We start from the raw sequence: 14,717 nt of genomic DNA on the forward strand, positions 1-14,717 counted from the left end.
ATAGGCCTTACAGGCTCAAGTCCCGGTTCGACGCCTTGAGGAACTCCTGCTTCAGTTCGGCAAAGCTGTGCACCGCCGGGAACTGAGGGAACTCGCGGATGACGTTGTCCGGCGCATGGAACAGGATCCCCGCGTCCGCCTCACCCAGCATGCTGGTGTCGTTGTAGGAATCGCCGGCGGCGATCACCCGGTAATACAGGCTCTTGAAGGCCAGCACCGACTGGCGCTTGGGATCTTTCTGACGCAACTGGTAGCCGGTGACCCGCCCGCTGTCGTCGGTGACCAGACGGTGGCAGAGCAAAGTCGGGAAGCCCAGCTGACGCATCAGCGGCTGGGAAAACTCATAGAAGGTGTCCGACAGGATCACCACCTGGAAACGCTCGCGCAGCCAGTCGACGAATTCCGCCGCGCCTTCCAGCGGCTTGAGGGTGGCGATCACTTCCTGGATGTCCGAGAGCTTGAGGCCATGCTCGTCGAGGATCCGCAGGCGTTGCTTCATCAGCACGTCATAGTCGGGGATGTCCCGGGTGGTGGCCTTGAGCGATTCGATACCGGTTTTTTCGGCGAAGGCGATCCAGATTTCCGGCACCAGCACCCCTTCAAGATCAAGACAGGCAATTTCCACGACGACACTCCGTTTTTTAATGTTTATCGGGCCGAGCGACCCCGAACTCTAGCCGCTCGCCCCCGGCCGCGCAACGCAGAGCGCGCCCCGGCGGGCCGCGCTTTTTGTTACCATCGGCGCCACATAGAGCGCCCAGCGCCACCGACCTGTAGGAAGCCGCCCTGATGAGTGCAACGTTCGACATCGTGGAACTCGCCACGACCTATGCCAGCAAATCCCCGCAGGACATCCTGAAGCTCGCCTTCGCCGAGTTCGGCGACGACCTGTGGATATCCTTCAGCGGCGCCGAGGACGTGGTGCTGGTGGACATGGCCTGGAAGCTGAACAAGAACGTCAAGGTGTTCAGCCTCGACACCGGCCGCCTTCACCCGGAGACCTACCGCTTCATCGATCAGGTGCGCGACTTCTACAAGATCGACATCGACATCGTCTCGCCGGACTACACGAAACTGGAACCGTTCGTGAAGGAAAAAGGCCTGTTCAGCTTCTACAAGGACGGCCACGGCGAGTGCTGCGGCATCCGCAAGATCGAACCGCTGCGGCGCAAGCTGTCCGGCGTCAAGGCCTGGGCCACCGGCCAGCGCCGAGACCAGAGCCCCGGCACCCGCAGTGCAGTGGCGGTCATGGAGATCGACTCGGCCTTCTCCACACCGGAGCGCGTCCTGTACAAGTTCAACCCGCTGGCGCAGATGACCAGCGAGGAGATCTGGGGCTACATCCGCATGCTGGAACTGCCCTACAACAGCCTGCACGAGCGCGGCTTCATCAGCATCGGCTGCGAGCCCTGCACCCGCCCCGTGCTGCCGAACCAGCACGAGCGCGAAGGCCGCTGGTGGTGGGAGGAAGCGACCCAAAAGGAATGCGGGCTGCACGCGGGGAACATCATCAGCAAGGCGTAACGCCTTTCGCCGGCACGCTGGCTCCCACAGTGGTTTGGGGGTGGCGGCCGATCCCGAGTACATCCGCGATATCTGTGTGAGCTAGCTTGCTAGCGATAGCGGCCTGTCAGCCACCGGAGATGCCGGCCTTAGCGACCCAATCGCTGGCAAGCCAGCTCCTGCCGAACTGCACCAGCCAAAATGTGTACACATGAATGTCACCATCCGTGCCATTTATGTGTGCACTTTTCGTTTCCGCGCCCTGAAAAGTTACACCCGACGCTTCACCGCCCTCCTTCCATTCCCCCTCAAAATCCCCGGCGAAAAAATTTACCTGTTCAAACGGTCAATTTATATCGCCTCCATTTCAGTCACTTATCGCGCATCGATAACTTTTCGAAATGAGCGACGCCGCGCATAGATCTGCGACTGGCACGCATCTGGCTTAAGTGCATGCATGTTTTGTATACAAAACTATTCAAGACATACACACACTTTCGATCCGCACGCCTGAAGCGCCCTATCCCGTACAGGCTGCAGACGCCCCATCACCAGTGATGCCTCACTGGCCGCGACGAAGATTTGTCGAGCCCCAACGCTCATGCACAGTCATCGCGGCCCGGACATCAGGAGCCTGCCGGAATGCGTACAAGTCTCTCCAACAACATCGCGCTGAATCTGCCCGCCGTTTCCCCCGACCGAACCGTGACCGATGACGATGCCGCTGAACCGCTGCAACTGAGCCCGCGCCTGCACAACCGCGACCTGGCGCCGACCAAGGCCGAAGGCCGGCGCTGGGGCCGCTACAGCATCTTCGCCCTGTGGACCAACGATGTGCACAACATCGCCAACTACTCCTTCGCCATCGGCCTGTACGCCATGGGTCTGGGCGGCTGGCAGATTCTGCTGTCGCTGGGCATCGGCGCGACGCTGGTGTACTTCTTCATGAACCTGTCCGGCTACATGGGGCAGAAGACCGGCGTGCCCTTTCCGGTCATCAGCCGGATCAGCTTCGGCATCCACGGGGCACAGATTCCGGCCCTGATCCGGGCGGTGATCGCCATCGCCTGGTTCGGCATCCAGACCTACCTCGCCTCGGTGGTGTTCCGCGTGCTGCTCACGGCGATCCATCCGGGCTTCGCCGACTACGATCACGATTCGATCCTCGGCCTGTCGAGCCTGGGCTGGGTGTGCTTCGTGGCGATCTGGCTGGTGCAACTGACGATCCTGGCCTACGGCATGGAAATGGTGCGGCGCTACGAAGCCTTCGCCGGCCCGGTCATCCTGCTGACCGTCGCCTGCCTCGCCGCGTGGATGTACACACAGGCCGGCGCGACCGTCGCCTGGTCGATCCGCGAGCCGCTGACCGGCGCCGAGATGTGGCGCAACATCTTCGCCGGCGGCGCGCTGTGGCTGGCGATCTACGGCACGCTGATCCTCAACTTCTGCGACTTCGCCCGCTCCTCGCCGTGCCGCAAGACCATCAAGGTCGGCAATTTCTGGGGGTTGCCGGTCAACATCCTGGTGTTCGCCGGCATCACCGTGCTGCTGTGCGGCGCGCAGTTCCAGATCAACGGGAAGATCATCGAAAGCCCGACCGAAATCATCGCCTCGATCCCGAACACCTTCTTCCTGGTGCTCGGCTGCCTGGCGTTCCTGATCGTCACCGTGGCGGTGAACATCATGGCCAACTTCGTCGCCCCGGCCTTCGTGCTCAGCAACCTGGCGCCCAAGTACCTGACCTTCCGCCGCGCCGGTCTGATCAGCGCCACCCTCGCCGTGCTGATCCTGCCGTGGAACCTCTACAACAGCCCGTTGGTGATCGTGTACTTCCTGTCGGGCCTGGGCGCCCTGCTAGGCCCGCTGTACGGGGTGATCATGGTCGACTACTGGCTGATCCGCAAAGGCCGGATCCACGTACCGCAGCTCTACAGCGAACACCCTGCCGGGGCCTATTACTACAGCCGCGGGGTCAATCTCCGCGCCGTGGCGGCGTTCATTCCTGCGGCGCTGATCGCCATCGTCCTGGCGCTGGTGCCGGGCTTCCACAGCATTTCGCCGTTCTCCTGGCTGACCGGCGCCGGCATCGCCGCACTGCTCTACCTGATCATCGCCCAGCGCCAGCCGCACTACGCCGACGTCAGCGGCGAGGCCATCGCCGTCGACAACGTCAGCCACTGAACCTTCCGGCGGCCCGCCGACGGGCCGCAGCACCCACCGCAATAAGGACTTTCCATGCGCATTCTCGTGGTCAACGTCAACACCACCGAATCCATCACCCAGGCCATCGCCCGCTCCGCCCAGGCGGTCGCCGCCCCCGGCACTGAAATCGTCGGCCTGACCCCGTACTTCGGCGCCGACTCGGTCGAAGGCAATTTCGAAAGCTACCTGGCCGCCCTCGCCGTGATGGATCGGGTGATGGCCTACGACCAGCCGTTCGACGCCGTGATCCAGGCCGGCTACGGCGAACACGGCCGCGAAGGCCTGCAGGAGCTGCTCAACGTGCCGGTGGTGGACATCACCGACGCCGCCGCCAGCACCGCGATGTACCTGGGCCACGCGTACTCGGTGGTCACCACCCTGGACCGCACCGTGCCGCTGATCGAGGACCGGCTCAAGCTGTCGGGCCTGTGGGACCGCTGCGCCTCAGTGCGGGCCAGCGGCCTGGCGGTGCTGGAGCTGGAGCACGAGCCGCAGCGCGCAGTGGAGGCCATTGTCCGCCAGGCCGAGCTGGCGGTGACCCAGGACAGGGCCGAAGTCATCTGCCTGGGCTGCGGCGGCATGGCCGGGCTCGACGAGCAGATCCGCCAGCGCACCGGCGTACCGGTGGTGGACGGCGTGACCGCGGCGGTGACGGTCGCCGAATCGCTGGTGCGGCTGGGGCTGTCGACGTCCAAGGTGCGCACCTATGCGACGCCGCGGCCGAAGACCATCATTGGCTGGGGCGGGCGGTTCGGCCGCTAGACCGCGTCATCGTTCGTCGCCGGCAGGCGGGATCCCACATTCGGATCGCCTCCCACCCTGTGAGAGCCAGCCGGCTGGCGATCGGCCGTGCCTGGGTTCCGAACCAGGCTCACACAGCACTGAACCGCTGCGCCAGCCCCTGCCCGGCGAACCGCTCGATGATGAAATCGACGAACGCCCGGGTCTTGCCCGGCAGCAGCCTGTGCTCGGCGTAATAGATGGAAATGTTGCCGTCGTCGACGTACCAGTCCGGCAGCACCCGCCGCAGCGTGCCGGCCTCCAGGTACGGCACGGCGAACGGCATGCTCACCAGCGCAATTCCCAGCCCTTGCATCGCCGTGGCGCAGGCCGCTTCGGAATCGCTCATGGTCATGCGTGCCTTGAGGGTCAGCGGGCTGTGCTGACGGTTGCGGTGGGTCAGCTGCCAGGAGCGCACCCGGCCGGTCTGCGGCGAGCGGATCAGGATCCCGTCGTGGTCCGCCAGATCCTCCGGCCCCTGGATCACGGCGTGCCTGTCCAGATAATCCGCTGCGGCCACCAACACCCGATGCGCCGGGGTCAACCGGCGGGCGACCACACCTTGGGGCAACTCGAAGCCGCCGCCGATCGCCGCATCGAACCCCTGCCCGATCAGGTCGACCTGACGGTTATCGAAATGCCAGTCCGGACTGATCGCCGGAAACCGCCGCAGGAACTCCCCCAGCAGCGGCACGATGTACAGCCGTCCGAACACCGTGCCCATGCTGACCTTCAGCGTGCCGGCCGGTTGCCCGCCGGCGCTGGCCAGGTTGGCGACGGCGTTCTGGATGGTGGTGAGGCTGGCGCCGACTTCACTCAGGAACAGCTGCCCCGCTTCGGTCAGCGTCAGGCTGCGGGTGCTGCGCTGGAACAGCCGCACCCCCAGGCGCGCCTCCAGTTTCGCCACACTCTTGCCGACCGCCGCCGGCGTCAGGCTCAGGCGCCGGGCGGCCTCGGCGAAGCTGCCGACCTCGGCGCTGCGGACAAAGCATTCGATACTGCTGAAGGTTTCCATGGGCATCACTATAAACTTTTGGTTTACACAGACTATAGCAACCATGGTCTACCCTGCTCTGGGCCCGAAGCCGATACTCGGCTCCAACAACAAGGCATCCCGCCTTGAATTTTCCGGAGATCGAACATGACCACTCAAACCCTCAGCGGCAAAGTCGCTCTGATTCAAGGCGGATCCCGCGGCATCGGCGCCGCCATCGTCAAACGCCTGGCCGCCGAAGGCGTCGCCGTCGCCTTCACCTACGTCAGCTCCGCCGCCAAGGCCGAGGAACTGCAGAACAGCATCACCGCCACCGGCGGCAAGGCCCTGGCGATCAAGGCCGACAGCGCCGACGCCGGCGCCATCCGCCACGCGGTGAGCGCCACCGTCGAAACCTTTGGCCGCCTCGACATCCTGGTCAACAACGCCGGCGTCCTTGCGGTCGCCCCGCTGGAAGACTTCAAGCTGGAAGACTTCGACCAGACCCTGGCCATCAACGTGCGCAGCGTGTTCATCGCCACCCAGGAAGCAGCCCGGCACATGGGCGAAGGCGCCCGCGTCATCAACATCGGCAGCACCAACGCCGACCGCATGCCCTTCGCCGGCGGCGGTGTGTACGCCATGAGCAAATCCGCGCTGGTGGGCCTGACCAAAGGCCTGGCACGGGACCTGGGCCCCCGCGGCATCACCGTCAACAACGTGCAGCCGGGCCCGGTCGACACCGACATGAACCCGGCCCACGGCGACTTCGCCGACAGCCTGATCCCGCTGATGGCCGTCGGCCGTTACGGCACCGCCGACGAGATCGCCAGTTTCGTCGCCTACCTCGCAGGCCCCGAAGCCGGTTACATCACCGGGGCCAGCCTGACCATCGACGGCGGTTTCGGCGCCTGATCCGCCCTCTTCTGCCCAGAACGAAAAACGCCGCCCCTCCCGGCCAGGAGGGGCGGCGTTTTTTCGTGCCCGGGCCTTACGGGCCGGTCAGGCCCAGTCCAGCGCCGGCAAACCGCAGGCGCCCGGGGTGAAGGCTTTCAACGAGCGGAGAATCCCGTCGGCATGGGCGTACTTCTCATCGGCCATGGCCGCGTCGGGAATCGCGATGGCCGTCATGCCGGCCGCCTTCGCCGCCGTCACGCCGAACGGCGAGTCCTCGAACACCAGGCAATCCTCAGGCGCCACGCCCAGGCGTCGGGCGGCGGTGAGGAAAATGTCCGGCGCAGGTTTGGCCGCACCGACTTCCGGGTCGTCGGCGGTGACGATGAAGTCGAACAGCGCGAACCAGTCGCGGTGCAAGGTGGTTTTCTGGCCGAACGACTGGCGCGAGGAACTGGTGCCCACCGCGATCGGCACATCGTGCGCCTTGAGGTGGCGGATCAGCTCCTCGGCGCCCGGCATGGCCCGGGCGGTGGGGAAACGCTCGCGCATCAGCGGCTCGCGGATGACCAGGAACTCCTCGGCGGTGATCGGCAGGTCCAGCGCCTCGACCACATACCGCGCCAGATCCTCCGCGCCGCGACCGATGATGTTCTGCTTGACGCTCCAGTCGAAGGTCCGACCGTACCGCCCGGCGATGATGGACGTGACCTCGGTGTAGATGCCCTCGGTGTCCAGCAGCAAACCGTCCATATCGAAAATCACGGCCTTGACCGGGCCGAACGCCTTCATCGGTGCATTCATCACAGGATCCGTTATCAAAGACATCCCAGGCGGCTCGAACGGGCCGCTGCTCGGATCTGATTAAAGGGTTCAGCAGCATAACGAGAGCCGCGCGGATTGGGCAACGGGCAATCTCACCGCCGGTCTGCGGGCACCCGGATCATTTAAGGAATTGCCCTACAAGCATTGCCTCCTTTCCCGGCTTATTTACTTTTCGATCCCCAGCAAAGTTCCGCGCCTATCCATTGATCTGCGCGAGTGACTGCCCATGCTTCCATCCGACCGCCTCCTGGCCCTGAACAACAGCATCGGCCTGCTGGTGGTCGCCGCCCTGAACCCCGACCACCCCGACTTCGAATCGCTGATCGCCGAGTTCCGCCTGTGCCTCAACGACTACGACAGCTGGGCCGAGCAGTTCTGGGACGGCACCGCGCTGGATGTCGGGCAGGTGTTCAAGGTCGGCAACGACGTGCGCCTCGGCGCGCCGGTCAACCCCGCCAAACCCGTCAGCACCTCGGTGGTCATGTGCCCGGCCACAGGGCCCCTGACCCTGGTTCATCTGTTCGAAGCCGCACGCTTCGTGCCGATCGGCGACACGCCGGTCATGCTGGAACCGGTGCTGGCCGACAAGGGCGGAGTCCTGACGTACGGCGAGCCGTTGCACCGCACCATCGGCCCGAGCGGCATTCTGGAAGTCGACGACTGCGAACGGGGCCAGCGTTATCGCATCACCTTCTTTCCCGATGTTTCCTCCGACCATGTCAAGGCGCTGCATGCCTCCTATCAGGACGTCGTCAACGGGCTGGAAGCCTGGCTGCGTGAGGAATGGACGGGGTTCCAGCCCTTGTGGGCGGAGTTTTCCGACGCCGGCTTCCGTGAACGCTACGGCCAGCTGCAACGGGCGGACTGGCGTGGTTTCGAGCGCGCAATGCAAAGCGTCTGGGACGACATCAAGCAGGTGTTCGGCCTGCTCGCCGACCTGCAGGCCAACAGCGAAAAACTGCTGCAGTACCTGACCGACGTCGAGCTGGAGGCGTTGCTGAAGGCCTCCTCCGAGGCCCTCGCCAACGGGTTGCTGGTGCTCGGCGATGAGCCGTTGCTGTTCATCCATCTCGCCGCCTTCACCAGTTGGCTGAAGATGCTGCCGCCGCAGTGCCTGGCCGAAGTGGTGGCGGAGGTTCGGGCCGAGCTGCTGGTCGGTTTCCTGCTGACGAGCGTATCCGGTGGCGTGGGCCTGCCATTGCGGTTGAGCGACAAGGTGCTGGACAAGGTGAAGTCGCCCCGGGCCCGGCAGTGGCTGGCCGCTGCGGCCTTGCGGCTGTCCGAACAGGCGGCGGCTCCCGGCCTGACCCGGCACGCGAACGCACTGAAACCCTTGATGGTCAACGCACGGCCGGCGCCGTTGAGGCCGACGCCTGCCGTTCCATTGGAAATCCGCACGGCCGGCCCGCTGGTCTTGCGGGTGCCCAATCCGGCCCCGGTGGCCCGTGGCAAGTCCCGGGACATGACGCTGCTGGAGCGGCACGAACCCCGCCACGACGCCCCGGACCAGGCAAAGAACCCCAACGGCGACAGCGCCGACTGTGCTGCCCGCACCTGCACCAACGGCTGTCCGGTGTCGATGGTCACCGGCGAAGAACTGCTCACCCTCACCGACGGCACCCTCGACGGCCTGCTGCCGTTCGCGTTCACCCGGCTCTACCGCACCAGCGCCGCCGAGATCGACCTGGGCCTCGGGTTCGGCTGGAGCCATTCGCTGGCCCACCGGCTGGAGCCCGACGGCGACGGGGTCGTCTGGATCGACGACGAAAACCGGCGCACCCGCTTTCCCCTGCCGGACCGCGAGCGCCCGGCGATCCACAACAGCCTGTCGCGGGCGGCGATCTACCTCGGCGACGACCCGGAGGAACTGATCGTCGCACTGGCGGGCGAAACGGTGCGGTTCCACCACTTCCGGGACGGATGCCTGACCGCCATCAGCGATGCCTACGGCAACCGGCTGACCGTGCAGCGCGACATTTCAGGGCGGATCCAGCGCCTCGACAACGGCGCCGGCCGCTCCTTGCTGCTGCGCTACGAGCGCCGGCACCTGGCGGCCCTCGAATACCAGGTGTTCCGCGACGACGCCTGGCAGGCCGGGCAGCCCCTGGCCCGCTACCGCTACGACGCCCGCCACCGCCTGACCGAAGCCACCAACGCCGCCGGCGAGAGCGAACGCTACGACTACGACGACGCCCACGTCATCCTCCAGCGTCAGTTGGCCGGCGGCGCCAGTTTCTATTGGGCCTGGGAGCGCGTCGGCAAGGCAGCGCGCTGCGTGCGCCACTGGGCCTCGTTCGCGCAGATGGACACCCACTACGTCTGGGACGACGCAGGCCAGGTGACGGTGCGCTACGCCGATGGCCGCGAGGAGGCCTACGTCCACGACGAACGCGCGCGGCTGGTGCGCCAGGTCTCGGCGGACGGCGGCGAACGACGCATGGCCTACGACGGGGCCGGCCGCCTGACCGCCGAGCAGGATGCGCTGGGCGCCGTCACCGAGTATCGCTACGACGATGCCGGGCGGCTGGTGGCGCTGGTTCCGCCCCAGGATGCGCCGACCGCCTACGAGTACCGCGACGGTTTCCTGCACAGAAGACGCCGGGGCGATGCGGTCTGGACCTACCGGCGCAACGCCCAGGGCGACGTCACCGAGGCGATCGCTCCCGACGGCCAGGTCACCCACTGCCACTACGACCCGCAGGGCCGGCTGCTGTCGGTTCGCTATCCGGACAACGGCCGCCACACCTTCACTTGGAACGACCTTGGCCAACTGCTGGAGGAGACCCTGCCCGACGGCGGCGTGCGGCAGTACGCCTACGATGCCCTGGGGCGGCAGGTCAGCGTCCGGAACGAGCATGGCGCCGTCACCCGCCGGCAATGGGATCCCGTGGGCAGGCTGGTGCAGGTCACCCACCCCGACGGCGCGAGCCGCGACTACAGCTACAGCGCCTACGGCCAGGTCACCGCCGAACGCGACGAACTGGGCCGAATCACCCGCTATGAGTATGACGACGACCTGCACCGGGTCAGCCGCCGGATCAACCCCGACGGTACGCGGGTGCAGTACCGCTACGACCACGCGCAACTGCTGCTGACGGAGATCGAGAACGAGTCCGGCGAAAAGTACTCGCTGGACTACACGCCCACCGGGCTGATCCGCCAGGAGACCGGCTTCGACGGCCGACGCACCGGTTACGCCTATGACCGCAACGGTCATCTGCTGGAGAAGACCGAGTTCGGCGACGACGGCTCCACGCTCGTCACCCTTTACCAGCGGGACGCGGCCGGACGACTGCTGCGCAAGACCCTGCCCGACGGGGTGGAGGTCAGCTACCGCTACGACCTCCTCGGCCGACTGGTCGGAGTGGACGACGGCCAGGACCATCCGCTGGCGTTCGAGTACGACACCCAGGACCGCCTGACCGTCGAGCACCAGGGCTGGGGCACGCTGCGCTACGCCTACGACGCCTGCGGCCGGCTCACGCGCATGCGCCTGCCGGACAACAGCAAGCTCGATTACCGCCATGCCAAGGGCGGCGCACTGACGGGGATCGACCTCAATGGCGCGCCCCTGACCCGCCATGTCTATCGCTCAGGCCGCGAACAGCAGCGCCAGCAAGGCCTGCTCCTGAGCGAATACGTCTATGACGAACAGGGCCGGCTGAAGGCCCATGCCATCGGCCAACAGCACCATCCGCTGTACCGGCGCGACTATGCCTACAGCGCCAACGGCAACCTCGATCACATCGCCGACACGCGCCACGGCCAACGCAGTTACCAGTACGACGCCCTCGACCGGCTGATCCGCGTGCGCCACTCCCGGGACGAGGCGCCGGAGCGCTACGCCCACGACCCGGCCGGCAACCTGCTGATGCAGAACCGGCCCGGCCCCGCGAGCATCAAGGGCAACCGTCTGCTCAGCGATGGCGACCGGCTCTACGACTACGATGCGTTCGGCAACCTGATCCGCGAACGGCACGGCCAGGGACTGCCGCTCGTCACCCTGTACCGCTACGACAGCCAACACCGTCTGATCGGCCTCACCCGCCCCGACGGCCAAACCGCCAGCTACCGTTACGACGCCTTCGGCCGACGCATCGCCAAGACCGTCGACGGCCAGACCACCGAGTTCTTCTGGCAGGGCGACACCCTCGTCGCCGAAAGCGGCCCGGCGCACCACCGCAGCTACGTCTACGAACCCGGCACCTTCCGCCCGCTGGCCCTGCTCGACGGCCCCGGCCCGAAAAGGGCCTGCCCGTTCTACTACCAACTCGACCACCTCGGCACCCCGCAGGAACTCACCGACTTCAGCGGCGAAATCGTCTGGTCGGCGAAATACGACGCCTACGGCAAAACCACCCGCCTGAGCCAAAGCCCCGGCGAACGCCTCGACCAACCGCTGCGCTTCCAGGGACAGTACTTCGACGCGGAAAGCGGACTGCACTACAACCGACACCGCTACTACGACCCGGAGACCGGCCGCTACCTGACGCCGGATCCGGTGAAGCTGGCGGGCGGGTTGAATCAGTACCGGTATGTGCCGAATCCGACGGGGTGGGTGGATCCGTTGGGGTTGAATGATTGTCCGGGTGGTGACAACTGCAAACCTATCGCTAGAACGGTAGACCCAGCAAAAAGTGCGAAACTTGACGAAGGAGAACCTCCACTCCCAACTAGCGTGCAAAAAGAGGAGTACCTTTATCGCGGCGACATGAAGCATCCGGAAGAGATATTTGAAACCGGATTTCTAAGAAAAGGAGAAAGCAAAGACTTATTACTGCATGCAATAGACAGCAGCAATCCTCCAAGCTATTTTATTAGCACATCTCCATCATTGCACACGGGAATTGAGTTCGGCACAAAATTTAGAACCAGAAAAGGCTATGTCTATGCGCTCAGAAAAATGCTCGGACTACATGTAAACAAGGAGCTTGGAAACCTAACACCTTTCGCAGAAGAGACTGAAATTGCAATCCCAGGAGGCATCCACAGAAGCGAAATCCTAGGTGCAACACCACTCAAGAAAGATGGAAGCTATGTAGGATATTCAATCCCTAACCCGAATAGAGAATGACATGGAAAAAACCACCATATCGATTATTTTCAACAAAAAAGAACAAAAACTGAAAATTCTTTACGACTCGGCACGCGGATCAATAAAGCTCACTCTCCCTAATAAGCCCACTAAGCTTTATGAAGCGGACGATCTATACCTATGCTTGGCGAAAATCAGAGATGAAAATCCCGAAATAACCTTTTTGTGCAAAGGCGCAAAATTAAATGTAACGCCCTCAAGAATGTGCTCACAGATGAGCGGAGGCGAAGTAGCTTATGAACTTCAGCCCGGAAGATCCGCAACTTTCAAAAACATCGTTCACATCTTTGACTATGAAGACAAGAATCTTTCGAACAACCCTACAGAACAAAAAGAATTCTACATAGCTTGGCTAAACTCTCTCAACACGAACCAAGAAGGGTAACCATGATAATCCCAATGCCGCCCGAAACCCAAAAAGCCACTACAAAAACAATTGAAATCAAAATAGTATCAAATCTCAAAAATGAGACTGCGCTTCTTGAGCTAGACACCAAAAAATACAGGATGACATTCAAAAGAAAAAACGGCTTCACAAAAACCTACAAAACAGACAACTATTACTCTTGCTTTGGGCAATTAAGAGCAGACCTTCCAGAGATAACATTTTTATGCAAAGGCTCCAAGATAAATGTACATCCATCTAGTATGTCATCACAGATGTCGCGAGGTTTGGTAGCATATGAGTTAACGCTCGGAACTCCTAGCGAGGAAACTGACATGGTTAGAATTTTCGACCATGAAGAAAAAAATCTAACAAACAGCATAGAAGAGCAAAAACAATTCTACGCTCGCTGGAGAGACTCCTTCAACGCCCCCTCAACTCCCCTACTAAATGCTAAATTTTAATCACCCATTAAGTTTTTTCTATAAAACTCTCCAGATAGAGTGACGCTATTCAGCCAAATTCAACAAGCTCATAACAATCACTCATCATCGTCATAGTCGTTGTATTCAAACTCACCAGCCTCACTATCCTCCCAAAGCGGCACCAACACATCATCCATCAACGACCCCGGATCCTCATTCCCCGGGTCATTGATGAGCGGCAGTTCCTCAGGCTCCTGCCCTTCACAGTCATCTCGTTCGGCATCCACGGCACACCTCACCTTGTTCAGTCACGCATGAAATTCGAAGGCCCCTGCAACCCCATGTTCCTCCCGCTTCCCTGCAGAAGCAAAAAACCCGGCATCTCGCCGGGTTTTCGCTGACGCGGCACAGGGTCACCGGTGCCGGTATTTGTGTTTGTGCTTATGGCCACCGCCTGAATGGGATTTGCCGCCGTCGTCACCCAGGCTGCTGCCCACGGCGCCACCTGCTGCGCCGCCCAGGCCGGCGCCGATGGCGGAGCCGGTCGAGCCTCCGAGGCTGTTGCCGATCACCGAACCGCCGGCCGAGCCCAAGCCGCCGCCGATGGCCGCTTCGGTACGATTGCCTTTGCGTGCACCGACAGCGCTACCGGCTGCGCCACCCACGCCGGCGCCTACCGCCGCTCCGGTGCTGCCGCCGAGCTGGCCGCCGACCACGTTGCCCAGCACACCGCCCAGACCGCCCCCCACCGCTGCCGAGCCGTCGCCCGCCGCCATGGCGCCCTGAGCCACCAACAACCCCAAAACCAGTGCGGATAATGTCAAGCGCATACACACCTCACAGTTCCCGAAACGGGACGGTTCGCCCGATAGTGATCGAATGACGGGCCGTATGACGTTGGAGGCATGTTCGGGCAAAACGTTCAGGCACAAAAAAGCCCGGCATCGAGCCGGGCCTTTTGATCAGCAGTCGCGATCAGTGACGCTTGTGCTTGGACAGGTTGCTGCCCACCGCACCGCCGGCGGCACCGCCGAGGCCGGCGCCGATGGTCGCGCCGTTCTTGCCGCCGAGGCTGTTGCCGATCACGGAACCGCCAGCAGCGCCGATGCCGCCGCCGATGGCCGCCTTGGTGCGGCTGCCCTTGCCCGCCGCCATGGCGCTGCCGGCAGCGCCCGCAACACCGGCGCCGATAGCGGCGCCTGTGCTGCCGCCCATTTTCTGGCCGACCACATTACCCAGCGCGCCACCCAGGCCGCCACCCAGTGCGGCGGTGCCGTCGCCGGCCATTGCACCTTGAGCGACCAGAAGCCCCAGAACCAGAGCAGGCAGTGTTAAACGCATGACGAAAACCTCAACAATTAGGGATGACGAAAGGGCGGAGATTGAATGCCGACGCGGCGTTAAAGTCCAGACAAAATCCGACGACAAGGCGGACTTCGCGCCGATTGGACAACCATTCTGGAAAAGGTTTTACGCCGGACAAAAAAAAGCCCGCTGGGGAGACGGGCTGGAGACTTGCTTTCTAACGGATGGCTTCACCCTACGTCGGTAGCTGTGAAAAGTTTGTGAAAACTGTCAGGCGCATGGCCATACCCTGTAGGACATTTCAACAATCAACCTCAGACAAAAAACCCC

At 63.2% G+C, this 14,717-nt stretch carries 13 protein-coding genes; 7 read left to right on the forward strand and 6 right to left on the reverse strand.

Annotated features, from left to right (window positions below; all coding sequences use genetic code 11):
- Positions 1–7: 7 nt before the first annotated feature.
- Entirely contained in the window at positions 8–625 is a 618-nt protein-coding gene (gene thrH / locus KVG96_RS15670) for a bifunctional phosphoserine phosphatase/homoserine phosphotransferase ThrH (RefSeq protein WP_217892947.1), read from the reverse strand.
- A 164-nt stretch (positions 626–789) separates the two neighbouring features.
- Here thrH and KVG96_RS15675 point away from each other — a divergent pair, with 164 nt between their 5' ends.
- From KVG96_RS15675 to KVG96_RS15685, 3 genes are all read left to right on the forward strand, one after another.
- Entirely contained in the window at positions 790–1,524 is a 735-nt protein-coding gene (locus tag KVG96_RS15675) for a phosphoadenylyl-sulfate reductase (protein WP_217892948.1), read from the forward strand.
- Between the two features lie 621 nt (positions 1,525–2,145).
- Entirely contained in the window at positions 2,146–3,684 is a 1,539-nt protein-coding gene (locus tag KVG96_RS15680) for an NCS1 family nucleobase:cation symporter-1 (RefSeq protein WP_217892949.1), read from the forward strand.
- Between the two features lie 54 nt (positions 3,685–3,738).
- Entirely contained in the window at positions 3,739–4,467 is a 729-nt protein-coding gene (locus KVG96_RS15685) for an aspartate/glutamate racemase family protein (protein WP_217892950.1), read from the forward strand.
- Positions 4,468–4,576: 109 nt separating this feature from the next.
- On the opposite strand, the gene KVG96_RS15690 is transcribed toward KVG96_RS15685, so the two are convergent.
- Entirely contained in the window at positions 4,577–5,500 is a 924-nt protein-coding gene (locus KVG96_RS15690; protein ID WP_217892951.1) for a LysR family transcriptional regulator, read from the reverse strand.
- Between the two features lie 126 nt (positions 5,501–5,626).
- On the opposite strand from KVG96_RS15690, the gene KVG96_RS15695 reads away from it, so the two are divergent.
- Positions 5,627–6,373: a 3-oxoacyl-ACP reductase family protein gene (locus KVG96_RS15695; protein WP_217892952.1), complete on the forward strand. Its 747-nt coding sequence runs from the start codon at positions 5,627–5,629 to the stop codon at positions 6,371–6,373.
- Between the two features lie 87 nt (positions 6,374–6,460).
- Here the strand turns inward: KVG96_RS15695 and KVG96_RS15700 are convergent, their stop codons facing one another.
- Complete coding sequence (locus tag KVG96_RS15700) at positions 6,461–7,156, reverse strand: HAD-IA family hydrolase (protein WP_217892953.1); 696 nt, start codon at positions 7,154–7,156, stop codon at positions 6,461–6,463.
- Positions 7,157–7,403: 247 nt separating this feature from the next.
- On the opposite strand from KVG96_RS15700, the gene KVG96_RS15705 reads away from it, so the two are divergent.
- From KVG96_RS15705 to KVG96_RS15715, 3 genes are read left to right on the forward strand one after another with little or no spacing between them, the layout of a single operon-like run.
- Entirely contained in the window at positions 7,404–12,251 is a 4,848-nt protein-coding gene (locus KVG96_RS15705) for an RHS repeat-associated core domain-containing protein (protein WP_217892954.1), read from the forward strand.
- Between the two features lies 1 nt (position 12,252).
- Positions 12,253–12,657, forward strand: a complete 405-nt coding sequence (locus tag KVG96_RS15710; RefSeq protein WP_217892955.1) for a hypothetical protein — start codon at positions 12,253–12,255, stop codon at positions 12,655–12,657.
- Positions 12,658–12,659: 2 nt separating this feature from the next.
- On the forward strand, positions 12,660–13,121 hold the full coding sequence (locus KVG96_RS15715) for a hypothetical protein (RefSeq protein WP_225927418.1): 462 nt from the start codon (positions 12,660–12,662) through the stop codon (positions 13,119–13,121).
- Positions 13,122–13,198: 77 nt separating this feature from the next.
- Here KVG96_RS15715 and KVG96_RS15720 read toward each other — a convergent pair whose 3' ends face one another.
- The 3 genes from KVG96_RS15720 to KVG96_RS15730 all read right to left on the reverse strand — a co-directional run bounded on the left by KVG96_RS15720 (position 13,199) and on the right by KVG96_RS15730 (position 14,423).
- Complete coding sequence (locus KVG96_RS15720; protein ID WP_217892956.1) at positions 13,199–13,369, reverse strand: hypothetical protein; 171 nt, start codon at positions 13,367–13,369, stop codon at positions 13,199–13,201.
- A gap of 126 nt (positions 13,370–13,495) precedes the next feature.
- Entirely contained in the window at positions 13,496–13,912 is a 417-nt protein-coding gene (locus KVG96_RS15725; protein ID WP_217892957.1) for a glycine zipper domain-containing protein, read from the reverse strand.
- Positions 13,913–14,057: 145 nt separating this feature from the next.
- A complete protein-coding gene (locus KVG96_RS15730; RefSeq protein WP_085577627.1) occupies positions 14,058–14,423 on the reverse strand; it encodes a glycine zipper domain-containing protein in 366 nt (121 codons plus the stop codon).
- Positions 14,424–14,717 lie beyond the last annotated feature (294 nt).

Origin of the sequence: Pseudomonas ekonensis (genome assembly GCF_019145435.1) — a bacterium.
Lineage (GTDB): Bacteria > Pseudomonadota > Gammaproteobacteria > Pseudomonadales > Pseudomonadaceae > Aquipseudomonas > Aquipseudomonas ekonensis.

Excerpts from the sequence above, each read along its gene's own strand:
- KVG96_RS15675 (WP_217892948.1), top strand. The coding sequence starts at position 790 with ATGAGTGCAACGTTCGACATCGTGGAACTCGCCACGACCTATGCCAGC.
- KVG96_RS15680 (WP_217892949.1), top strand. The coding sequence starts at position 2,146 with ATGCGTACAAGTCTCTCCAACAACATCGCGCTGAATCTGCCCGCCGTT.
- KVG96_RS15685 (WP_217892950.1), top strand. The coding sequence starts at position 3,739 with ATGCGCATTCTCGTGGTCAACGTCAACACCACCGAATCCATCACCCAG.
- KVG96_RS15690 (WP_217892951.1), bottom strand. The coding sequence starts at position 5,500 with ATGGAAACCTTCAGCAGTATCGAATGCTTTGTCCGCAGCGCCGAGGTC.
- KVG96_RS15695 (WP_217892952.1), top strand. The coding sequence starts at position 5,627 with ATGACCACTCAAACCCTCAGCGGCAAAGTCGCTCTGATTCAAGGCGGA.
- KVG96_RS15700 (WP_217892953.1), bottom strand. The coding sequence starts at position 7,156 with ATGAATGCACCGATGAAGGCGTTCGGCCCGGTCAAGGCCGTGATTTTC.
- KVG96_RS15705 (WP_217892954.1), top strand. The coding sequence starts at position 7,404 with ATGCTTCCATCCGACCGCCTCCTGGCCCTGAACAACAGCATCGGCCTG.
- KVG96_RS15710 (WP_217892955.1), top strand. The coding sequence starts at position 12,253 with ATGGAAAAAACCACCATATCGATTATTTTCAACAAAAAAGAACAAAAA.
- KVG96_RS15715 (WP_225927418.1), top strand. The coding sequence starts at position 12,660 with ATGATAATCCCAATGCCGCCCGAAACCCAAAAAGCCACTACAAAAACA.
- KVG96_RS15725 (WP_217892957.1), bottom strand. The coding sequence starts at position 13,912 with ATGCGCTTGACATTATCCGCACTGGTTTTGGGGTTGTTGGTGGCTCAG.
- KVG96_RS15730 (WP_085577627.1), bottom strand. The coding sequence starts at position 14,423 with ATGCGTTTAACACTGCCTGCTCTGGTTCTGGGGCTTCTGGTCGCTCAA.